Source organism: Dechloromonas denitrificans (genome assembly GCF_001551835.1).
Taxonomy (GTDB): Bacteria; Pseudomonadota; Gammaproteobacteria; order Burkholderiales; family Rhodocyclaceae; genus Azonexus; species Azonexus denitrificans.
Genome location: NZ_LODL01000019.1, coordinates 369,841 through 388,857 on the forward strand (window position 1 = coordinate 369,841; position 19,017 = coordinate 388,857).

Annotated in this window: 26 protein-coding genes; 18 read left to right on the plus strand and 8 right to left on the minus strand. The window is 63.9% G+C overall.

Annotated features, from left to right (window positions below):
- Positions 1–127 precede the first annotated feature (127 nt).
- From AT959_RS09540 to AT959_RS09575, 8 genes are all read left to right on the plus strand, one after another.
- Positions 128–832 (plus strand): winged helix-turn-helix domain-containing protein, encoded by a 705-nt coding sequence (locus tag AT959_RS09540; protein ID WP_066882745.1) that lies wholly within the window; start codon positions 128–130, stop codon positions 830–832.
- On the plus strand, positions 819–2,255 hold the full coding sequence (locus AT959_RS09545; protein WP_066882746.1) for an ATP-binding protein: 1,437 nt from the start codon (positions 819–821) through the stop codon (positions 2,253–2,255). The genes AT959_RS09540 and AT959_RS09545 overlap by 14 nt, the downstream gene beginning before the upstream one ends.
- Before the next feature lie 252 nt (positions 2,256–2,507).
- Complete coding sequence (locus tag AT959_RS09550) at positions 2,508–2,690, plus strand: hypothetical protein (protein ID WP_066882747.1); 183 nt, start codon at positions 2,508–2,510, stop codon at positions 2,688–2,690.
- A 123-nt stretch (positions 2,691–2,813) separates the two neighbouring features.
- A complete protein-coding gene (locus AT959_RS09555; protein ID WP_066882748.1) occupies positions 2,814–3,152 on the plus strand; it encodes a YkgJ family cysteine cluster protein in 339 nt (112 codons plus the stop codon).
- Positions 3,153–3,157: 5 nt separating this feature from the next.
- Positions 3,158–3,394: a VF530 family protein gene (locus AT959_RS09560; protein WP_066882749.1), complete on the plus strand. Its 237-nt coding sequence runs from the start codon at positions 3,158–3,160 to the stop codon at positions 3,392–3,394.
- Between the two features lie 22 nt (positions 3,395–3,416).
- Positions 3,417–3,614 (plus strand): hypothetical protein, encoded by a 198-nt coding sequence (locus tag AT959_RS09565; RefSeq protein ID WP_205629892.1) that lies wholly within the window; start codon positions 3,417–3,419, stop codon positions 3,612–3,614.
- Positions 3,615–3,808: 194 nt separating this feature from the next.
- The gene (locus AT959_RS09570) at positions 3,809–3,988 is read left to right on the plus strand and encodes a hypothetical protein (protein ID WP_066882751.1); all 180 of its coding nucleotides are present in this window, start codon (positions 3,809–3,811) and stop codon (positions 3,986–3,988) included.
- Positions 3,989–4,003: 15 nt separating this feature from the next.
- Positions 4,004–4,270: a hypothetical protein gene (locus AT959_RS09575; protein ID WP_066882752.1), complete on the plus strand. Its 267-nt coding sequence runs from the start codon at positions 4,004–4,006 to the stop codon at positions 4,268–4,270.
- A 16-nt stretch (positions 4,271–4,286) separates the two neighbouring features.
- Here the strand turns inward: AT959_RS09575 and AT959_RS09580 are convergent, their stop codons facing one another.
- A complete protein-coding gene (locus AT959_RS09580) occupies positions 4,287–4,859 on the minus strand; it encodes a sigma-70 family RNA polymerase sigma factor (protein ID WP_066882753.1) in 573 nt (190 codons plus the stop codon).
- Positions 4,860–4,973: 114 nt separating this feature from the next.
- Between AT959_RS09580 and AT959_RS09585 the strand changes: the two genes are divergently transcribed.
- The 6 genes from AT959_RS09585 (at position 4,974) to AT959_RS21105 (ending at position 7,904) form a co-directional block, all read left to right on the plus strand.
- On the plus strand, positions 4,974–5,153 hold the full coding sequence (locus tag AT959_RS09585) for a zf-HC2 domain-containing protein (protein WP_066882754.1): 180 nt from the start codon (positions 4,974–4,976) through the stop codon (positions 5,151–5,153).
- A gap of 31 nt (positions 5,154–5,184) precedes the next feature.
- Complete coding sequence (locus AT959_RS09590) at positions 5,185–5,451, plus strand: HvfA family oxazolone/thioamide-modified RiPP metallophore (RefSeq protein WP_066882755.1); 267 nt, start codon at positions 5,185–5,187, stop codon at positions 5,449–5,451.
- A 63-nt stretch (positions 5,452–5,514) separates the two neighbouring features.
- Positions 5,515–6,408: an HvfB family MNIO-type RiPP peptide maturase gene (locus AT959_RS09595; protein WP_083518316.1), complete on the plus strand. Its 894-nt coding sequence runs from the start codon at positions 5,515–5,517 to the stop codon at positions 6,406–6,408.
- Positions 6,408–7,151 (plus strand): HvfC family RiPP maturation protein, encoded by a 744-nt coding sequence (locus tag AT959_RS09600; RefSeq protein ID WP_066882756.1) that lies wholly within the window; start codon positions 6,408–6,410, stop codon positions 7,149–7,151. Before AT959_RS09595 ends, AT959_RS09600 begins: the two co-directional genes overlap by 1 nt.
- Entirely contained in the window at positions 7,148–7,657 is a 510-nt protein-coding gene (locus AT959_RS09605; protein WP_066882757.1) for an HvfX family Cu-binding RiPP maturation protein, read from the plus strand. Before AT959_RS09600 ends, AT959_RS09605 begins: the two co-directional genes overlap by 4 nt.
- 100 nt (positions 7,658–7,757) lie before the next feature.
- On the plus strand, positions 7,758–7,904 hold the full coding sequence (locus tag AT959_RS21105) for a hypothetical protein (RefSeq protein ID WP_153131513.1): 147 nt from the start codon (positions 7,758–7,760) through the stop codon (positions 7,902–7,904).
- 43 nt (positions 7,905–7,947) lie between these two features.
- Here AT959_RS21105 and AT959_RS09610 read toward each other — a convergent pair whose 3' ends face one another.
- Genes AT959_RS09610 through AT959_RS09635 form a run of 6 tightly spaced genes read right to left on the minus strand, consistent with a single transcriptional unit; the run spans position 7,948 to position 13,497 of the window.
- Positions 7,948–9,216 carry a mechanosensitive ion channel family protein gene (locus AT959_RS09610; protein WP_066882758.1) on the minus strand — a complete coding sequence of 423 codons (1,269 nt, stop codon included), beginning with the start codon at positions 9,214–9,216 and terminating at the stop codon, positions 7,948–7,950.
- Positions 9,213–10,475: an RsmB/NOP family class I SAM-dependent RNA methyltransferase gene (locus AT959_RS09615; protein ID WP_066882759.1), complete on the minus strand. Its 1,263-nt coding sequence runs from the start codon at positions 10,473–10,475 to the stop codon at positions 9,213–9,215. The genes AT959_RS09610 and AT959_RS09615 overlap by 4 nt, the downstream gene beginning before the upstream one ends.
- A 7-nt stretch (positions 10,476–10,482) precedes the next feature.
- Complete coding sequence (locus AT959_RS09620; protein ID WP_066882760.1) at positions 10,483–11,499, minus strand: DUF3108 domain-containing protein; 1,017 nt, start codon at positions 11,497–11,499, stop codon at positions 10,483–10,485.
- Between the two features lie 6 nt (positions 11,500–11,505).
- A complete protein-coding gene (purN, locus tag AT959_RS09625) occupies positions 11,506–12,153 on the minus strand; it encodes a phosphoribosylglycinamide formyltransferase (protein ID WP_066882761.1) in 648 nt (215 codons plus the stop codon).
- Between the two features lies 1 nt (position 12,154).
- Positions 12,155–12,856, minus strand: a complete 702-nt coding sequence (locus AT959_RS22130) for a hypothetical protein (protein WP_066882762.1) — start codon at positions 12,854–12,856, stop codon at positions 12,155–12,157.
- Positions 12,856–13,497, minus strand: a complete 642-nt coding sequence (locus AT959_RS09635; RefSeq protein WP_066883050.1) for a DedA family protein — start codon at positions 13,495–13,497, stop codon at positions 12,856–12,858. Before AT959_RS09635 ends, AT959_RS22130 begins: the two co-directional genes overlap by 1 nt.
- Before the next feature lie 57 nt (positions 13,498–13,554).
- On the opposite strand from AT959_RS09635, the gene mutL reads away from it, so the two are divergent.
- From mutL to AT959_RS09655, 4 genes are all read left to right on the plus strand, one after another.
- Positions 13,555–15,411, plus strand: coding sequence for a DNA mismatch repair endonuclease MutL (gene mutL / locus AT959_RS09640; RefSeq protein WP_066882763.1), 1,857 nt, complete (start codon positions 13,555–13,557; stop codon positions 15,409–15,411).
- Positions 15,408–15,899: a hypothetical protein gene (locus tag AT959_RS09645; protein WP_066882764.1), complete on the plus strand. Its 492-nt coding sequence runs from the start codon at positions 15,408–15,410 to the stop codon at positions 15,897–15,899. Before mutL ends, AT959_RS09645 begins: the two co-directional genes overlap by 4 nt.
- 193 nt (positions 15,900–16,092) lie before the next feature.
- Complete coding sequence (locus tag AT959_RS09650) at positions 16,093–17,802, plus strand: cation:proton antiporter domain-containing protein (RefSeq protein WP_066882765.1); 1,710 nt, start codon at positions 16,093–16,095, stop codon at positions 17,800–17,802.
- A 16-nt stretch (positions 17,803–17,818) separates the two neighbouring features.
- A complete protein-coding gene (locus AT959_RS09655) occupies positions 17,819–18,703 on the plus strand; it encodes a universal stress protein (protein ID WP_066882766.1) in 885 nt (294 codons plus the stop codon).
- Positions 18,704–18,720: 17 nt separating this feature from the next.
- On the opposite strand, the gene AT959_RS09660 is transcribed toward AT959_RS09655, so the two are convergent.
- A complete protein-coding gene (locus AT959_RS09660; protein WP_066882767.1) occupies positions 18,721–18,954 on the minus strand; it encodes a hypothetical protein in 234 nt (77 codons plus the stop codon).
- Between the last annotated feature and the right edge of the window lie 63 nt (positions 18,955–19,017).

Consider the following 19,017-nt stretch of genomic DNA (forward strand, 5'->3'; position numbering starts at 1 on the left):
CTCGTCGAATGCCCGGCCCCCATGCCCCAATGCCGCACCGCAGGCTGCGCCATTGGGGCAAATTTTTCGCGGAAATCGCCTGTTTTTGCCGGTGGACCGCAGGACTCACCCCCATTAAGATGGCGCCATGAATACACGTATCCTGCTCGTCGAAGACGATGAACGACTGGCCGAATTGACGGCCGAGTACCTGACCAAGAACGACTTGCAGGTCAGTATCGAACCGCGCGGCGACACCGCCGAAGGACGCATCCTGGCCGAACAGCCGGACCTGGTGATCCTCGACGTCATGCTGCCCGGCAAGGACGGTTTCGCCGTCTGCCGCGCCGTGCGCCAGCAATACCGCGGGGTCATCCTGATGCTGACCGCCCGTGATGAGGATTTCGACCAGATTCTCGGCCTCGAAATGGGCGCCGACGACTACATCGCCAAGCCCGTCCAGCCGCGCGTCCTGCTCGCCCGCATCAAGGCCCTGCTGCGCCGCCTGCCGACCGCCGGCGACAGCCCGCAGAACGAATCGGAAAAAATGGTCTTCGGCCAATTCCGCATCAGCCAGGCAACACGCACCGCGTCGCTGAGCGACGAAACCATCGACCTGACCACCGCCGAATTCGACCTCCTCTGGCTGCTCGCCACGCATGCCGGCAACGTCCTTTCGCGCGACGACCTGCTGCAGGAACTGCGGGGCATCGGCTTCGATGGCCTTGATCGCTCGATCGACGCCCGTATCTCACGCCTGCGCAAGAAGCTGAACGACGACCCCGAGAATCCGACCCGGATCAAGACCGTGCGCGGCAAAGGCTACCTGTTCAGCAAGCATGACTGGAACTGAGTTTCCCGGCGGCGAAAGCGCCGAAAAGGAGCGCAGCCAGGGCCTTGCCCGCTCGCTCTTCCGGGTCTCGCTGCCGCGCTGGCGCGGCGGGCGCTACAGCCTGTCCAAGCTGTTCTTCAACTTCTACCTGCTGGCGATGGGCTCCTTCGTCGCCATTGCCTTTACCGCTGATTTCGTCATTTCCACCGCCCAGCGCGGCATCACCGACGACTACGCCCGCCGCTTCATGCGCGGCACGATCACCTTGATCGAGGATGAACTGTTCCGTCATCCGCGCAGCACCTGGCAACGAAAAATCAAGGATCTCGACGAGAAGTTTTCCTACAAGCTGGGCATCGTCGAGCGCATGTCGCTCGACCGCAAGCTGACCCCGCCCCAAGTCGTCAAGCTCGACGCCGGCGACATCGCCATCGATCACGACGGCGACATCATGTACCACCGGCTTGGCACCAGCAGCCTCGTCCTCGTCGTCGGCCCGCTCGCCTCCAACCGCAACCCCGAACTCGCCGAACGCCTACCGCTCGAACTCCGCCTGCGCCTACTGACCTGGAGCCTGACCGGACTGATCTTCGGGATCGCCCTCTGGTTCTGGGTGCGCCCGGTCTGGCGCGATCTGGAAGCGCTGCGCCAGACGGCCCGCGACCTCGGCGACGGCGACTTCGAAGCCCGCTCACCAAGCGCCCGCAGCCAGCTCTTCGCGCCGCTCGCCGACACCATGAACAACATGGCCGAACGCGTCCAACAGTTGCTCGCCACCCACCGCGAACTCTCCTGCGGCATTTCGCACGAACTGCGGACGCCGATCGCCCGCATGCGCTTCGCCCTCGAGATGCTGACCGAGACCGACCAGCAGGCCGAGCGGGAACGCCTGTGGTCGATGATGGAGGCCGACCTCGACGAACTCGATCAACTGATCGACACCAGCCTGACCTACGCCCGCTTCGAGCGCGAAGCGCCGGAACCGCATTTCTCCAGCGTTCCCTTCGCCGAATGGCTGAGCGACGAAGTCGACAGCGTCCGTCTGCTCGGCCGCAACCTCGATGTCGCGGTCAACACTGACCAACTGCCGGAAAACCTCTGTGTCGACCTCGACCGCAAAGCAATGCCCTATGCGCTGCGCAACCTGCTGCGCAACGCCTTCAAATACGCCAGCAGCCGGATCGCGGTCAGTGCTGAGCTAGATGGCGAGCGCGTCCGTATCCACGTCGACGACGACGGCATCGGCATCCCGCCGGAAGAGCGCGAGCACATCTTCTCCGCCTTCACCCGCCTCGACCGCTCGCGTGACCGCTCGACCGGCGGCTATGGCCTCGGTCTCGCCATCGCCCGCCGCGTACTCGAACTGCATGGCGGCAACGCCACCGCAGCGGCCGCACCGCTCGGCGGCGCACGCTTTACGCTAGACTGGAAAGCCCACCAGTAGGCGATCTCCGAGCATCTGTTACGAAGCGTCATAAAGCATCAAGCAACGTTACGTCATACGCACGCTTGCGCAACAGACGCCTTGCCATGCACTCCCTAGAATGCGATGCATGGATTGACAGCAAGCAAAGGAGAACAACGAAATGCTGGACACGAACATCAGACAGTTTATCGAAGCCGCCCGCCAATACCTTTTTGGCATGCTGCCGGCCCAGCCGCAGCTGGCCACCATTCCGGTCCGCACAGTACGCTAATGGCCTTCGCCGACAACCTGCCAATCAACGAAAGCCTCGGTGTCTTTGTCGGCGTCGCGGGTTTTGACTGGCTGGCTGACGGCCAGGCTGAACCGCTGAAAGCGATAGCCGCCGCGATTGCCGCCGGTGTCGTGATCGCCGCCAGTCGCCACTGGTTGAAGAAACGTCGCGACAAAGGCTGAACCCGTTTTACCCTCCTCTCGAATATCCCCCGATTCGAGACCTCCCTGTTACCCCGCCCTCGTGGCGGGGTTTTTTTTGCCGGCCGCCGAAGGGCTGGTGCAGACATGGGACAATACCGCCCCATGAACATCAAACCCACTCCGGACACCCCTGACGATCAACTGGACGTATCGTGCGCCAACTGCGAGGCCTGCTGCTGCCAGCTCGAAGTCTTGCTGATGGGCGACGACGACGTCCCCGCCCATCTGAGCCAGGAAGACCGCTGGGGCGGCTGGGTAATGCGTCGACTCGGCGATGGCTGGTGCGCCGCGCTTGATCGCAACACCATGCGCTGTACCATTTACGAACGACGCCCTTTCATCTGCCGGGAATTCGCGATGGGATCCAGCGAATGCATCGATGAACGTCGTCTGCTGGCGGGTGGCCGTATCTACCCGCTGATCGAGGAAAACCGAGTCTGAACGCCATGAACGAAACACAAGCCAACAATCCGCTCCACGGCATCACGCTGGAAAAAATCCTGCATGCGCTGGTCGAGGCCTATGGCTGGGAAGAACTGGGACGGCAGATCGAAATCCGCTGCTTCACGCACGACCCGAGTATCGCCTCTAGCCTGAAATTCCTGCGCCGGACGCCCTGGGCCAGGGAGCGCGTCGAATCGCTCTACGTTTACATGCTGCGCCGCAAGCAGCAGGCCGGTTAACATGAACAAAGCGGACACCCCGATGACTTACGAAGAACATCTCGATGAAGTAACCACGCTGATCACCGAAAAATACGACGTCAGCGACCAAGCCGCGATCAAAATGGTAATGCGCGCCCAGGCCGATGATTTCTTCAGCGGCCACGACGACGAGCCAAGCATTTGCACGCTCGACCGCGCCCATCTCGACGCCAAGGCGGTCTTCAAGAAATACAAATAAGCCCCGGCAAACTGCCCTCTGCCGAACAATTCGGACCGTTCAGCGAATAATTATTCAACGGCGAGTCCAAAAGTGGGCATCATGACAGACCCGGGGTGATCAGCTGATCAAAGTTGCGGTACGCCTGATGCGTACTGCATTCACTCAGCGCACTTCCTATTCCACCGCCCTCGCGGGCACACCAAGGAGGCCACTTGGCCAAACCCAACTATCAGTTCGAAAAGCGCCAGAGAGACCTGGCCAAAAAAGCCAAGCAGGAAGAAAAGCGCTTGGCCAAACTCGCCGGCAAGGCAAGCACCGATGATGCCACGCCCGAAGCGGACGACGGTGTAGCCGTGGCCAGCGCCGCGGTCGAGACTGCACCGGCCGCCTGAAACGGGGCAGACCGCATGCGTTCAACTCGTGCCAGCGCCGCCGTTGCCCGCCTGAATGAGCGGAGCACGACAGACCGCTATTTCATGGTGCTGCTCGGCAATGGCCGGTTTGAACTGCGCGAGCAGATCGAGGGCGGCGAAAACCGCCTCTCCGAACCGCTCGAGCTCGATGATTTCGTCCGTTTCGTCAACGCGACCGGGCCGCAGAAGGCGCCCCGTATCACCAAGAACGATGCGGCCTTCGCCAAACAGCTGCAACGCAAACCAAAAACGCCGGAGTAAGCCGCCGCCAGAGGCGCTAGGCGGCCTCGCCAAACCAGTTGGCGCCCAGGCAGGCCCGCAGCGCCAGTCTCGCCCGGTGCATCTGGACCCAGCAATTGTTGTTGCTGATCCCTAAAGTCGTGCAGATCTCGTCGGTGTCGAAACCGAGTACTTCGCGCATCGTGAAGATACGGGCAGCAGTTTCGGGCAGGCGGTAAAGACAGGCCTCGAAGACCGCCCAGAAACGCTTGTTTTCGATGGCCTGCTGCGGCGACTGCCACTCGGCAGGGCGGGTATCTTCGGCCCAGTGCTGACGCTGATCGAAATAGGCATTCAAATCTTCGTCATTTTCGACGTCGACCGCAGCACTTTGTTCGCGCCCCCGCTGACGCAGGACATCCACGATCTTGTTCTTGAGGATGGCCAGTACCCAGGTGCGCAGTGAAGCGCGCGAGGCAAACTTCTCCTTGCCCTGCAGGGCGCCGGCCAGGGCCTCCTGAACCGCATCCTCGGCGCGCGCCCGATCGCGTAGCTGCATTTCGGCAAAACGTAGCATGTCGCGCCGCAGGGCGGTGAGGAACTCCGGGTCATGCAGCGGGTCTGGATTCATGGCGGCAGTTTGGCGACTCAGGGCTGCCGATCATACTGCAAAATAATTTGTAAGGTTTTCAGGGGGCTGGCGACTAATCGATCAGGCCCCCAAGCCAACGACACAGGAACCGAAATGATTTCTTGCAAGGAAGCCAGCCGCCTCGCCTCGCTACAACTGGAACACCGACTCAGTGTTTGGGAACGCTTGCAGTTCCGCCTGCACCTGGCGTTCTGCATCGGCTGCCGCCGCATGGAAAGACAGTTCCGTTTCCTGAGTCAGGCGATGGGGGCCTGGATGAGTCAAAAAGACTGATCCAAGCACCTCGATCCCAACGGAGAAAACCATGAAAAAGCAAAACCTTGTATCCCTGGCAGTCGGTTCCGCCTTTGCCGCCATCACCCTGAGCCCGGTCGCCCACGCTGCCGACAACCCGTTTGCTGCCAACAAGCTCGAAGCCGGCTACCAGCTGGCTCAGGCCGACAAGATGAAGGATGGCAAATGCGGCGAAGCGAAATGTGGTGCGGACAAGAAGGCCACTGAAAAGAAGAAGGACGGCAAGTGTGGCGAAGCCAAGTGCGGCGCCGACAAGAAGAGCGGCGAAAAGAAGTAAGCAGGCATTGACCGGTTGCGGCGCGGGGTTCGCCCTGCCCGCTCCGTACTCTTGGAGAAGACGATGCCTCAACAATTTCTGCGCCCCCCGCCCGCTGCGGGCAGAGGCGCTCTGCCGGGCCGTCTCGCTCAGGGCGCCGGGCTTGGCTTTCGGCGAGAGCTGATTGCCGAGCTGAAGAGCGGCGTGCCGGAGGCGATCAGTTTCTTCGAACTGGCTCCGGAAAACTGGGCCGGCATGGGGGGGCGTTCGGCCCGCGACCTGCGCTACTTCACCGAACGCTACCCCTTCGTTTGCCATGGCTTGTCGCTGTCGCTGGGCGGCCCGGCGCAGCTCGATGAAACACTGCTCCGGCAAATCAGGGCCTTCATGCACGAACACGGCATGACGCTGTATACCGAGCACCTCGCCTGGTCTGCCGACGACGGCCAGCTCTACGACCTGCTACCGATTCCGCTCAGCGAAAAAGCCGTCAAATGGACGGTCGACCGCATCAGTCGGGCCCAGGACATTCTCGGCATGCGCATCGGCATCGAAAATGCCTCGTACTATGTCGCCCCGCCGGGGGCAGAGATGCAAGAAACGGAATTCATCAGCGCCATCGTTCGCCAGGCCGACTGTCTGCTCCATCTCGACGTCAACAACATCTACGTCAACAGCCGGAATTTCGCTTTCGATCCACGGGTCTTCCTGGATGAACTGCCGCTCGAACGCACCTGCTATGTCCATGTCGCCGGCCATTACGTCGAAGCGGACGGCCTGCTGATCGACACCCATGGGGCCACAGTCATCGACCCGGTGTGGTCGCTGCTCGACGCCGCCTACCAACGTATCGGTGACGTGCCGACCTGCCTGGAGCGCGACTTCAACATTCCCGACCTCGCCACGTTGAACGCCGAAGTCCGCCGCATTGCCGAACGCCAGGCGTTTGCCGCCGGCAAGCGGCGCGAGGCGGCGTGATGCAGGCGCCCGACTTCCAGGCATTTCAGCGCGCCTTCGGCCGCCACCTGCGCGACCCGCGGCACACGCCACGCCCGCCCGGCGTTCCCGCTCGCCGGATGCAGGTGTACAACGAACTGCTGTTCAACAACCTGACCGGTTTTCTCGATGCCTGCTTCCCGGTTTGTCGCAGCCTGCTGGGCGAGACGCGCTGGCGCCGGCTGAATCGCACCTTCTATCGCGACTGGAAAGCGCAGAGTCCGTGGTTCCGCGACATTCCCGGCGAGTTCGTCCGCTATCTGAACGAAGGCGGCATTCGCCAGCCAATGCCGGCCTGGCTGTCCGAACTGGCGCATTACGAATGGGCCGAGTTGGCGGTCGACACCATGGATTGCCCGATTGCCGCCCACCATCCAGCCGGCGACCTGATGTCCCGGCCGATCGTACTCAATCCCGCCCTGCTCAATCTGCCCTACGCTTGGCCGGTGCACCGGATAGGCCCGGACTACCGGCCACGCCGCGCGCAGCCGACCCATCTCGTGGTCTATCGCAATGCGGCCGAGCTAGTCGAATTCGTCGAGATCAACCCGGTTACCCACCGCTTGCTGACGCTGCTGGGCAATGCCCCGAACAGCGGCGAGCGCGCCTGCCGGCAGCTTGCCGACGAATTGCAACATCCCGACCCGGCCAGCCTCCAGGCCTTCGGCCGCGCACTACTCGAAGACTTCCATCGGCAGGGCATCATTCTCGGAGTTCAGCCATGAAAACGACACTCACCCAGCCGCTTTCCCTCGCCCTGAACGGTATTGACGCCGTCGGCCTGTGGTTTGGCCTGCTCAGCCTGCGCCTGCTGCTCGGCTGGGACTTCTTCGAATCCGGCCTGGAAAAACTCAATGGCGGCAACTGGTTTTCTGATATCCAGGCGCGCTTCCCCTTCCCGTTCAATCAGCTACCGCCTGAACTGAGCTGGCAGATGGCCACCTGGTTCGAACTGGTCGGCGCCGTGGCGTTGGTCATCGGCCTCGGCAGCCGCTTTTTCGCGCTGTCGCTCTTCATCCTCACCGTCGTCGCCACGGCCAGCGTGCATTGGCCGGAGGCATGGGCGAACCTGGGCGAATTGCTGATGGGTTATCGCTTTACCGACCAGGGATTCGGCAATTTCAAGCTGCCGGTCCTCTTCCTCGGCATGCTGCTGCCACTGATCCTGCTCGGCCCGGGCAAGTTCTCGCTCGATCACTGGCTGCGCCGCCGTCTGCTCGGCAGCAAATGAACCGGTCAGCCAGCGTTACAAAGTCAGCCAAAAAGTCGAACAGACGCCCGTTTGTCGCCTCGGTAAAGTGAATCCACCCTCAACCGAACAAGGAGACATCATGGAAAAGACGAAGAGCAAGGCCAGGAAGTTTCTGCATCTGGACAAGCTGGGTCAGCGCATCGCCCATGCCGCCCGCGCCTTCGCCAAACAGCGCAAGCAACGGGCCGTGCGCGCCTTCGAGCGGAGCCTGCTGCCGCTGACCTGATTGAACGTGCACCGAGCAAAATCGGCGGCAACCCGGCCCCGGGTTATGCCGCCGTTTTTTCGTGCACGATACGGACCTCGCGCTGTGGGTAGGGAATCTCGATGCCATGCTCGCGGAAGGCACGCCAGATGGCAAGATTGATGTCCGACACGACGTTGCCGCGGCCTTCTTCGGGATCGGCAATCCAGAAACCAAGCTCGAGATTGACGCTGCTTTCGGCAAACATGGTCAGGAAGACCTTGGGCCCGGGATCGGCCAGCACCCGGGGGTGCGCCGCTGCGGCCTCGGCCATCAGGCCCATGGCGATGTCGAGGTCGGTGCTGTAGGCGACACCGATCGTCGTCGCCAGGCGCAGCCGCGAATCGGAGTAAGTCTGGTTCTGGACGGTACTGGCGATCAGCGTTTCGTTGGGCACGATGAACTCCGTGCCGCCCGGATGCTTCAAGACCGTGTAGCGCGTCGTGATCTGCGTCACCTGACCACTGTCGGCACCGATCTGGATGATGTTGCCGATGCGGATCGAACGGTCGAGCAGGATGATGAAGCCGGATACGTAGTTGCTGGCGATCTTCTGCAAACCGAGACCGAGACCGACACCAAGGGCGCCGGTAAAGACCGAGAGCGCCGTCATGTCGATGCCGACCAGCGACAGGCTGGCGACGATGGCAATCACCGTCAGCAGCGCCTTGGCGACGCGGATGCCGACGATGCGCAGACTGGAGTCGAGGGTCTCGACGCGCATCAGCTTGCGTTCGAACAGGCCGGCCACCCACAGTGCGGCAACGACGGTCAGGAAGACGGTGACCGCGCCATGCAGGATCATCCACAGATCGACCTTCTGCTTGCCGATGGAAAAATCGACCTGCTCCAGCGCATCGATCACATAGGGTGCCAGATCGGTGATGTAAAGCGCCAGCCAGCTCCAGACGACGGCCGCGATGATGCGCTCCCAGGCGGTCAGCCAGGTGGCGCTTGGAAAGGCCTGGCGAAGCACGAAGACGACGCCGCGGACGAGCGCCATCGAGCCGAGCAGCGGCATCGCCAGCTTGAGCAGATTGACGTGAATGAAGGGCTTGAGCAGCAGACGGGTGAGGCCGACCAGGATCATGCCGGTCAGCGGAAAGGCCAGCCGGGCGCTGGCATCGCTCAGGCGGCCGGCGCCTTCGGCGCGCTGGCTGCGCCACCAGCGGGCGAACAGCGAAGCAACCCCGAGACAGACGACGAGGGCGAGCACCTGCCAGATAAAATCCGGATCGCGAACGTCCTGCCAGAGGTCGTTGAATAGCTGCAGGGCCGGATTTTTCTGCGTCATGCCTTCTTGTCCAGCACAGCGGCAAAGAAGCCATCGGTGTTGTGCTGATGCGGTAGCAGGCGCAGCAGGTCACCGTCCAGGGCAATGCCATGCTTGGCCAGCACGGCCGAGGCCGGGGTCAGCGTGAAATCCGGGTGGCTGGCCAGGAAGGCGTCGACGATGGCATCGTTCTCGGCGGTCAACAGGCTGCAGGTGGCATAAACGACGCGGCCGCCGGGGCGGACCATCTTGGCAGCGGCATCGAGGATGGCGGCCTGCTTGACGGTCAGTTCGGCGACCGATTCCTCGCTCTGCCGCCACTTCAGGTCGGGATTGCGGCGCAGGGTGCCGAGGCCGGAACAGGGCGCATCGACCAGCACGCGATCGACCTTGCCGGCCAGGCGCTTGATCTTGGTGTCGCGCTCGTGCTCGATCCGGGCCGGATGGACGTTGGATAAGCCCGAACGGGCCAGGCGCGGCTTCAGCTTGGCCAGCCGCTTGTCGGAGACATCGAAGGCATAGAGGCGGCCGGTGTTCTTCATCAGCGCGCCGAGCAGCAGCGTCTTGCCGCCAGCGCCGGCGCAGAAATCGACCACCGCTTCGCCGCGCTTCGGTTCGAGCAGGTAGCCGAGCAACTGGCTGCCTTCGTCCTGAACCTCGAAAGCGCCTTCGAGGAACAGCGCATGCTTGGCCAGCGCCGGCTTTTCGCGCAGCCGCACCGCGGTCGGCGACAGCGGACCGGCCACGGCACTGATCCCTTCGTCGGCCAGCCGTTCGAGCAACGCCTCGCGGCTGGTTTTCAGGGTATTGACGCGCAGGTCGAGCGGCGCCGGCAGATTGACCGCCTGCGCCAGCTTCAGCGTTTCCTCGGCGCCGAACTGCGCTTCCAGCCGGTTGTACAGCCAGTCCGGCAGGTCGCAACGGACGGCCGGCGCCAAGTCGGCTTCCGGCTTCGCCTTGGCCGCCGCCAGCCATTCTTCTTCGTTCGCCCGCAGCACCGGCGCCAGTTCGCGCTGGCTCCAGCCGCGCGTCACGGCGAGCGCGACGAGCAGCAACCTGCGATCGGAGATCGGCTCGCCGCAACGGGCTTCCAGGCTACGCCCGCGGCGCAGCACGGCGAACACCGTTTCGGCGACGAAGGCGCGGTCGGCGTGGCCGAGCTGGCGATGTTCACGGAAATAGCGCGAAACCACGGCATCGGCCGGGTGATCGAAACGCAGCAACTGGCCGAGTACGGCTTCGGCATGGGCAAACAGGGCGGGCGTGAAGCGAGCTTTCATTGCAATCCTAAAATGGCGGTTGTGCAGCGGGTGCAGCAACGTCTGGCCGAGGCGCTTCGCCGGCGGTACCGATCTCGGTCACCACCTGTTCGAAACTCTCGCCCTTTTTATCGGTAAAGCGAATTTTAACCGGCAAGCGCTGCCGATCGAGCGCAATCCAGATTTCTGTCGTGTTATCGGTCAGCGCCCGCAGGTGCAGCGTGCGAAAACGGCCGGCCGGCGTTTCAAGTTCCTCCTCACCCAGCGAGTCGAGCGCATAGCGTTCGTACTTCTTGCCGGTGACGACGCCGATGTCGCGCCCCTCGGCCAGCCGGCCGAGGTAGGCAAGCTGGTAATTGAGCGACAGGATGTCCTGCGTGCCCGGCACGATCTGGCGCACGCTGCCGTCGCGCGACAGGCTGACCGCTGCGGTCGACCAGTCGAAATCGGCATTTTCGTTGGCATCCTTGCCGTTCTTGCGGCTGCGGAACGTATCCGGGCGCAGGCCGCCGGCGACCAGTTGGCCGCGACTTTCGATTTCGAGGCGAACCGGCTTCAGCAAGGCGGCCAGGCCGCTGGTCTCAGTGACGCCGGTCAGCCGGTAACTGCCGTCCTCGCCAAACTCCCAATGATGTTCGGCCCGGCCGACCTGCAGGCCAAGCGATTCCTTGAAAATGGCAAAGCGGATCGTGCCCCTGGCCGCCAGCACCGGCTTGACTGGCTTGACCGGGGCAAGGCCTGCGGTCGACGGCGTTGGCGGGGCGATTTCCGGAGGGGTTTCGAGCCCGGCTTCCGGAGCAGCGACGACTGGCGTCGTAATCGCCGGCGCGGTATGGCGGGCGCTGGCCAGCACCTTCGGCTTGGCCTTGACCGCCGGCTTAGTGACTACCGGCGCCGCGACCGGGGCCGGCGGCGTTACTTGCAGTTCGACCTGCAGCGGCGCCGGCTCGGGGCCGCCCCCGAACAGCTCGACATCCGTACCGAACAAGGCGACGCCATGCACGGCCAGCGAACCGGCCAGCGCCAGGATCAGTACGAAAGGCATTGCCGCTTAGCGCACCTCGGGCGCGATCAGCGCGGCACCGTCATTCTGCCCAGCGGCCAGGCGGACCCGGCCATTTTCCAGGCGTAGCTTGTCTTCGGCGAACCAGCGCACGGCCTGCGGGTAGATCCGGTGTTCCTGGGTCAGGATGCGGGCGGCCAGCATGGCCTCGGTATCGTCGTCGAGCACCGGCACGGCGGCCTGGATGATGACCGGGCCGTGGTCGAGGGCCGGCGTCACGAAATGTACGGTGCAACCGTGAATGCGCACGCCCTCTTCGAGCGCCCGCTGGTGCGTGTGCAAACCGGGGAAGGAAGGCAGCAGCGAGGGGTGGATGTTGATCAGCCGGCCTTCGTAACGACGGACGAATCCTTCACTGAGGATGCGCATGAAACCGGCCAGCACGACCAGGTCCGGCGCAAAGCCGTCGATGCATTCGGCCAGCGCACCATCGAAGGCTTCGCGCCCGGCGAACGCCTTGTGATCGATGAAGTGGGCCTCGATGCCGGCCCGCTGGGCGGTCTCCAGGCCTTTGGCATCGGGCCGGTTGCTGATTACGGCAGCGATGTTGACCGGCAGATTGCCGGCATCGCGGGCAGCGATCAACGCCTCCATGTTGCTGCCGCGACCGGAAATCAGGATGACGATATTCTTCATTTCAAAAACTCACAGGTAAAAAGACCATGGTGACGACCGACTGGGTCAGCCGCGACAGAGCGCGGCCGTTGCGATCGGCCACCACTTTGGCCATGAAATCGAGCAAGCCCATGATCCGTCCGAATTCGCGTTCGAATGACAGGTTGCGGTTGGCCGGGTCGAGCTCGTTCGAGAGCATGAACAGTTCGCCGGCCGCAGTGCGGTCGTTGCCCAGTTTCCAGACCGCCACTTCCATGTTGCGGGCCGAATTGAACAGCTTCATTTCGTTCAGGCTGTCGAGAATGTAAAACGCATCCTTGTGCTCGAAAGCGGCATCGACCATGGTCAGCAAACCGAAAATCAGCGCCGCGACCCGGTCGCCGCCATAGGCTTCGTTGAAGGCCAGCGCCGCCGTCTGCCGTTCGCGCTGGCCGTTGAATTCCGGCCAGCTCCGGTACTGGCGCTGGCGCAGCCTTTCCAGCGCCGCCTCGCGGCTGGCCAGGCCGGCCTTCTTCCATTCCTTCGGATTGCGCTTGTAGAGCTTGTCGGCAATCAGCAGCAGGCCGTTGACCACTTCCGTCCGGTTGGCTTCAGCAATGCGGTCAACCTCGGTTTTGGCCAGATATCTGACGTCCACCGCCGACTCCGTCCGGCCATCTTTCCCCAGCTTCGTCGTGCAGGCCATCAACGACAAGGCGGAGAGAAAGAGGACCGGCCAGTGCATCAGGCCGACCTGCTCTTCAGGTAGCCGATGGCGAGCGGAATGAAGGAGAACAGGATGATGCCGACGATCATCAGCGACAGGTTGGCCTTGATCCACGGGATGTTGCCCAGCCAGTAACCGGCCAGGCACAGCGAGACGACCCAGCCCAGCGCGCCGAGCAGGTTGAACAGCGTGAAGCGGGCGTAGCTCATCGAACCGATGCCGGCGACGAACGGGGCGAAGGTGCGGAACAGCGGCAGGAAACGCGAGATGACCAGCGTCTTGCCGCCGTGCTTCTCGTAGAAGACATGGGTCTTCAGCAGCGCCGCCTTGTTGAAGAAGCGCGAGCTTTCCCAGTGGAAGACCTTGGGCCCGAAGAAGCGGCCGATCTGGTAATTGACGGTATTGCCAAGCACTGCCGCCGCGGTCAGGATGGCGATCAGCGTGAAGATGTTCATGCCGCCCTCGCCGATCGCGGCCAGCGCACCGGCCACGAAGAGCAGCGAGTCGCCGGGCAGGAAGGGAAAGACGACGAAGCCCGTTTCGGCAAAGACGATGAAGAAGAGAATGCCGTAGATCCACAAGCCGTACTGCTGCACCATCAGGGCCAGGTGCTTGTCGAGGTGGAGAATGATGTCGATGAACTGCGCGAAGAATTCCATGCGGATGAACCGGGCGGTGAAAACAGCCGGCATTTTACCCCAAGGTATAATGCCCCCATGCCGACGATTGCCCGCCTCCCCGACCTGCTGATCAGCCAGATTGCTGCAGGTGAAGTGGTCGAAAGACCCGCCTCCGTTCTCAAGGAACTTCTCGAAAACAGCCTCGATGCCGGCAGCAAGGCCATCCAGGTCCATCTGGAGGAAGGTGGCGTCAAGCTGATCCGCATCACCGACGACGGCTGCGGCATTGCCAAGGACCAACTGGCACTGGCCCTGACCCGCCACGCCACCTCGAAGATCGTCTCGCTCGACGACCTGGAGCGGGTCAGTTCGCTCGGTTTTCGCGGCGAAGCGCTGGCCTCGGTCGCCTCGGTCGCCCGCCTAAGCATCAGCAGCCGTGAAAGGGGCGCCAGCCACGCCTGGAAGCTCAAGGCCGAAACTGGCGCCGAGCCGGAACCGGCGGCGCTGATGGCCGGCACCATCGTCGAGATGCGCGACCTCTATTACAACACCCCGGCCCGCCGCAAGTTTCTCAAGGCCGAAGGCACCGAATTCGCCCATTGCGCCGACGCCGTCAAGCGCCTGGCGCTGACCCGGCCCGATGTCGCCTTCAGTCTGACCCACAACGGCCGCAACCTGTTCCAGCTCGCCCCGGCCGACAGCCCCCGGCGCATTGCCGACATCCTTGGCGACGATTTCCTCGGCGCCGCCCGCCGCCTCGAAGCGGCCGCCGGCCCGCTCGCCATCGCCGGCTTCGCCATCGACCCGACCCGCGCCACCGACGCCAAGGACGGCCAGTACGTCTTCGTCAACGGCCGCTTCGTGCGCGACAAGGTGATCGCCCACGCCCTGCGCGAAGCCTATCGCGACGTGCTGCACGGCAGCCGCCAGCCGGCCGTCTGCCTGTTCATCAACATCGACCCGGCGCTGGTCGACGTCAATGTGCATCCAGCCAAGACCGAAGTCCGCTTCCGCGATTCGCGCGCCATGCATCAGTTCGTCTTCCACGCCATCCAGCGCACGCTGGCCGCGCCGGTGCAGGCCGAAAGCGCGCCCTCGCTGGTCGAACGCCCGACTTTCGGGGCGACCCCGGCGGTCGACACGTCCAAAACGGCAAATTTCAGCGCCAGCTACCCGCCGCCGCTGCGCCATCAAGGCTCACTCGGCGTCGCCGAACCGGCGGCCGCCGCCTACCTTGCCTTCGCCAAGGCGACGCAGAACCTCGGCACGCCGGCTTACGCCCCGGCCGGCGCCCCGCAATTCACCTCCGCCCCCGCCCAACCGACGATGGATAGCCAGAGCGGTAGCCCGGCGGCGCAGGACAACGACGGCCCGCCGCTCGGCTATGCGCTGGCCCAGTTGCACGGCATCTACATCCTGGCCCAGAACGGGCGCGGCCTGGTGCTGATCGACATGCACGCGGCGCACGAACGCATCCTCTATGAAAAGCTGAAGACGGCTTTCGACAACCGCCAGATCGCCACCCAGGCGCTGCTCATTCCGGCCGTCTTCTCGGCCGATGCCCTCGACATCGCCGCCGTCGAGGAACATGCCGAAGCGCTGGCCGACCTCGGCTTCACGATCACCGCCCTCGGCCCCAACCAGCTCGGCGTGCGCAGCGTGCCCGCCCTGCTCCAGTCGGGCGATCCGGCGGCGCTGGCCAAGTCGCTGATCGGCGAATTGCGCGAACACGGCATCAGCCAGCTAGCGACCGCCCGCCGCAACGAACTGCTCGCCACCATGGCCTGCCACGGTGCGGTGCGGGCCCGCCGCCAGTTAACGGTGCCGGAAATGAACGCCCTGCTCCGCCAGATGGAAGAAACCGAACGGGCCGGCCAGTGCAACCACGGCCGCCCGACATGGACCGAACTGAGCCTCGACCAGCTCGACAAGCTCTTCCTGCGCGGCCAATGAGGCGCGGCGCCGTGCTGCCCTGGCTGTCCGGCGCCCTCTCCCTGCTCCTCTTCATCATCATGGCCGTGCACTCGGCGCCGCTATCGCCGAGCATTCCGGCCCTCCAGTTCACCTTCGAGCCGGCCGCCTTCCAGGCCATCCTGGCGCAATGGGGTCCGGCCGGGGTCACTCGCTTCCGCAGCCACTTCGTTATCGACTTCCCCTTCCTGCTCAGCTATGGTCTTTCCGGCTACCTCTGCGCCCGGCACACCGGTCTTTTCGCCAGACTGGGCGACCGCTCCCGGCAACTACTGACCTGGATGCTGCCCGGCGCCGCACTGCTCGATGCCGGCGAGAACCTGCTCCACCTCTACCTGCTTGATGCCACCAGCAGCCAGCCACCGGCCCTCTACCTGCTGGCCGGCCTGGTTGCCAGCCTCAAATGGAGCGCCATCGCTGCCTTCGCCATCGGCATCGCCTACGCCAAAATCCGCCAGCGGCCAGGCTAAGTCACGAAATCGCGTTACAGGGTGTTACGGGCCGCCTCTCCGGCTTATGCGAAAATCGTGAAAATCACTGCAAAATCATCGAACAAGCAGTGCCGGCACCGTTCGAAAAATGAGCGGCACCGCCCCGACGAACCCCCGCCGTTGCCGGAATAACCCGCATGGTCGCCGGCGATACTTGAGGAATGGCCCCTGCATGGAACATGACGTCGCCCTGATCACCACCCTGGCAGCCGCCTTCGGTTTCGCGCTGATCTTCGGCTTTATCGCCGAACGACTGAAAGTTCCGGCACTGGTCGGTTATCTGTTGGCTGGCATCGTCATTGGCCCGGCAACGCCAGGTTTTGTCGCTGACATCAGCACCGCCTCGCAGCTTTCGGAAATCGGCGTCATGCTGCTGATGTTCGGCGTCGGCCTGCACTTCTCAATGGACGACCTGCTCTCGGTCAAACGTATCGCGCTGCCCGGTGCCGTCGTCCAGATGAGCCTGGCCACCGTCCTCGGCCTCGGCATCGGCCTCTGGTGGGGCTGGAGCATGGGCGCCGCGCTGATCTTCGGCCTCTCGCTGTCCTGCGCCAGTACCGTCGTGCTGCTCAAGGCGCTCGAATCGCGCGGCATCCTGGAAAGCATGAACGGCCGCATCGCGGTCGGCTGGCTGGTCGTCGAAGACCTCGCCACCGTGCTGATTCTCGTCCTGCTGCCGCCGCTGGCCGGCGTCCTCGGCGGCAGCGGCCCGGCCGACGGCGCCGCACCGCTCTGGCAGACCATCGGTCGGACCCTGCTCGAAGTCGCCGCCTTCATCGCCCTGATGCTGATCGTCGGCCGCCGCGCCTTACCCTGGCTACTCTGGCAGGTGGCACGCACCGGCTCACGCGAACTGTTCACGCTGGCGGTGATCGCCGCCGCGATCAGCATCGCCTACGGCGCCGCCCAGTTGTTCAGCGTTTCCTTCGCGCTCGGCGCCTTCTTCGCCGGCACGGTGATGCGCAATTCCGAATTCAGCCATCGCGCCGCCGAGGAATCGTTGCCGCTGCGCGATGCCTTCTCGGTTCTCTTTTTCGTCTCGGTCGGCATGCTGTTCGACCCGGCCATCCTGCTCGAACAGCCGTTGCAGGTGCTGGCGGTGGTCGCCATCATCATCATCGGCAAGTCGATTGCCGCCCTCGGCCTCGTCCTCGCCCTGCGCTATCCGCTCAATACCGCGCTGACCGTCGCCGCCAGCCTGGCCCAGATCGGCGAGTTTTCGTTCATCCTGGCCGGCCTCGGCCTATCGCTCGGCCTCTTCTCGACCGAAGGCATGAGCCTGGTGCTGGCCGGCGCCCTGATCTCGATCGCGCTCAACCCCTTCGTCTTCGCCGCGGTCGAACCGATCAGGCAATGGGCCCTGCGCTACTCGGCGCTGGCCCGCAACCTGGAGTCCCGCGAGGACCCCTACGCCCAGTTGCCGATGAGCACGGAACGCAAATATCTCGAAGGCCAGGTCGTGCTGGTCGGCTATGGCCGGGTCGGCCGGCGTATTGCCGAGGCGATGCAGGAAATGGACATTCCGCATGTCATCGTCGAGCAAAACCGCGAACAGGTCGAAACCCTGCGCAAGACGGGCAAGGCGGCCGTCTCCGGCAATGCCGCCGAGCCGGCGGTGCTGATCCAGGCCCATATCGCCCATGCCGCGATGCTGGTCATCGCCACGCCGGACGCGATCAACCTGCGCCAGATGGCCGATACCGCCAGAACACTGAATCCCGGTATCGAAATCGTGCTCCGCACGCATAACGAGGACGAATCCGAACTACTGCGCAAGGAAGGCATCGGCACCGTTTTCCTGGGCGAGGAAGAACTCGCCCACGGCATGACCAAGCATGTTCTGCAGCGCTTTGCGCCGCGCCCGGTAACGGCAGCGGCATAACCGCCAAGGAGAAGAGATGGCCCAACTGAATCGCCTGCTGGCCGCCACCGACCTTTCGGCACCGGCCCGCCATGCCGCCGAGCGCGCCGCGCTGCTTGCCCGGACCAGTGGCGCCGTGCTTGACCTGATCCACGTCAGCACGCCGGCCCCGCTGACCAAGCTGCGACAACTGATCAGCGACATTCCGCCCGAGGTCGAACAGCGCCTGCTCGACGCCAGCCGCGAGGAATTGCAGCAACTGGCTGCGACCCTGCAACGGCATCACGGCGTTGCCGCCGGCACCTGCGTCGTGGCCGGCCCCCTGCTCGAAGAAATTGCCCGCCAGGCGACGGCCCTGCAGGCCGACCTGCTCGTCTTCGGCGCCCGCGGTGCCGGTTTCATGCGCCATCTGCTGCTCGGCTCAACGGCCGAACGGATACTCAGCCATAGCGCGCTGCCGACGCTGGTCGTCAAGCAGGCCGCTCACGAACCGTACAAGACGCTGCTGGTGCCCGTCGACTTTTCAGCCTCGTCGCACCGGGCGCTGAGCAATGCGTTAAGCCTCGCTCCACGGGCCGAGATCATCCTGCTCCACGCCGCCATCGTGCCCTTCGAGGGCAAGCTGCGCTATGCCGGGGTCGACGACCGCACCATCCATCATTACCAGGTGGCCGCCGAAGCCGCTGCCCTGCAGAAGTTGCAGGCCCTGCGCGACAGCGTCGGCGCCGCCGGGGAAAGAATCAGCCTGCGCGCCGTGCATGGCGACCCGTCGCAACACATCATCCAGCTTGAACAGGAACTCGATTGCGACCTGATCGTCGTCGGCAAGCATGGCGAAAACCCGGTCGAGCAGCTTCTGCTCGGCAGCGTCACCCGCCATGTACTCGCCGAGTCGCAATGCGACGTCCTGGTGTCGCTCTAGGACAGCCCCCGCGCCGCTCAGTTGGCCGGCTTGCTGAGCTGGTTCTTGACGATCGGGCCAACCGCATTCCAGGCCAGCGTGCCGCCACCGACGAGCAACGCGGTACCGACGATCAACTGGATGAGCAGCACGATCAGGTCATGCTGCTGGCGACTCATCTTGCGGCCGGGGTTGGTGGCGCCGCAGCCGGGACAGGCTTCGGCCGAGGTATCGACTTTATGGCCGCAGGCGCGGCATGGTACGAGCGACATAAAACTCCCCCCTGTAATGCACCGATTATAGGGCGGAGCGCCAGCGGCGGTGCATGGTAGGAT

What these genes read in the sequence shown, in the direction of transcription:
- AT959_RS09605 (WP_066882757.1), top strand. Translation starts at nt 7,148, where the DNA reads ATGAAAACGACACTCACCCAGCCGCTTTCCCTCGCCCTGAACGGTATT.
- purN (WP_066882761.1), bottom strand. Translation starts at nt 12,153, where the DNA reads ATGAAGAATATCGTCATCCTGATTTCCGGTCGCGGCAGCAACATGGAG.
- AT959_RS09560 (WP_066882749.1), top strand. Translation starts at nt 3,158, where the DNA reads ATGAACGAAACACAAGCCAACAATCCGCTCCACGGCATCACGCTGGAA.
- AT959_RS09565 (WP_205629892.1), top strand. Translation starts at nt 3,417, where the DNA reads ATGACTTACGAAGAACATCTCGATGAAGTAACCACGCTGATCACCGAA.
- AT959_RS09580 (WP_066882753.1), bottom strand. Translation starts at nt 4,859, where the DNA reads ATGAATCCAGACCCGCTGCATGACCCGGAGTTCCTCACCGCCCTGCGG.
- AT959_RS09600 (WP_066882756.1), top strand. Translation starts at nt 6,408, where the DNA reads ATGCAGGCGCCCGACTTCCAGGCATTTCAGCGCGCCTTCGGCCGCCAC.
- AT959_RS22130 (WP_066882762.1), bottom strand. Translation starts at nt 12,856, where the DNA reads ATGCACTGGCCGGTCCTCTTTCTCTCCGCCTTGTCGTTGATGGCCTGC.
- AT959_RS09635 (WP_066883050.1), bottom strand. Translation starts at nt 13,497, where the DNA reads ATGGAATTCTTCGCGCAGTTCATCGACATCATTCTCCACCTCGACAAG.
- AT959_RS09575 (WP_066882752.1), top strand. Translation starts at nt 4,004, where the DNA reads ATGCGTTCAACTCGTGCCAGCGCCGCCGTTGCCCGCCTGAATGAGCGG.
- AT959_RS09620 (WP_066882760.1), bottom strand. Translation starts at nt 11,499, where the DNA reads ATGCCTTTCGTACTGATCCTGGCGCTGGCCGGTTCGCTGGCCGTGCAT.
- AT959_RS09545 (WP_066882746.1), top strand. Translation starts at nt 819, where the DNA reads ATGACTGGAACTGAGTTTCCCGGCGGCGAAAGCGCCGAAAAGGAGCGC.
- AT959_RS09555 (WP_066882748.1), top strand. Translation starts at nt 2,814, where the DNA reads ATGAACATCAAACCCACTCCGGACACCCCTGACGATCAACTGGACGTA.
- AT959_RS09540 (WP_066882745.1), top strand. Translation starts at nt 128, where the DNA reads ATGAATACACGTATCCTGCTCGTCGAAGACGATGAACGACTGGCCGAA.
- AT959_RS09660 (WP_066882767.1), bottom strand. Translation starts at nt 18,954, where the DNA reads ATGTCGCTCGTACCATGCCGCGCCTGCGGCCATAAAGTCGATACCTCG.
- AT959_RS09645 (WP_066882764.1), top strand. Translation starts at nt 15,408, where the DNA reads ATGAGGCGCGGCGCCGTGCTGCCCTGGCTGTCCGGCGCCCTCTCCCTG.
- AT959_RS09610 (WP_066882758.1), bottom strand. Translation starts at nt 9,216, where the DNA reads ATGACGCAGAAAAATCCGGCCCTGCAGCTATTCAACGACCTCTGGCAG.
- AT959_RS09595 (WP_083518316.1), top strand. Translation starts at nt 5,515, where the DNA reads ATGCCTCAACAATTTCTGCGCCCCCCGCCCGCTGCGGGCAGAGGCGCT.
- AT959_RS09650 (WP_066882765.1), top strand. Translation starts at nt 16,093, where the DNA reads ATGGAACATGACGTCGCCCTGATCACCACCCTGGCAGCCGCCTTCGGT.
- AT959_RS09655 (WP_066882766.1), top strand. Translation starts at nt 17,819, where the DNA reads ATGGCCCAACTGAATCGCCTGCTGGCCGCCACCGACCTTTCGGCACCG.
- AT959_RS09585 (WP_066882754.1), top strand. Translation starts at nt 4,974, where the DNA reads ATGATTTCTTGCAAGGAAGCCAGCCGCCTCGCCTCGCTACAACTGGAA.
- AT959_RS09590 (WP_066882755.1), top strand. Translation starts at nt 5,185, where the DNA reads ATGAAAAAGCAAAACCTTGTATCCCTGGCAGTCGGTTCCGCCTTTGCC.
- AT959_RS09550 (WP_066882747.1), top strand. Translation starts at nt 2,508, where the DNA reads ATGGCCTTCGCCGACAACCTGCCAATCAACGAAAGCCTCGGTGTCTTT.
- AT959_RS09615 (WP_066882759.1), bottom strand. Translation starts at nt 10,475, where the DNA reads ATGAAAGCTCGCTTCACGCCCGCCCTGTTTGCCCATGCCGAAGCCGTA.
- AT959_RS21105 (WP_153131513.1), top strand. Translation starts at nt 7,758, where the DNA reads ATGGAAAAGACGAAGAGCAAGGCCAGGAAGTTTCTGCATCTGGACAAG.
- mutL (WP_066882763.1), top strand. Translation starts at nt 13,555, where the DNA reads ATGCCGACGATTGCCCGCCTCCCCGACCTGCTGATCAGCCAGATTGCT.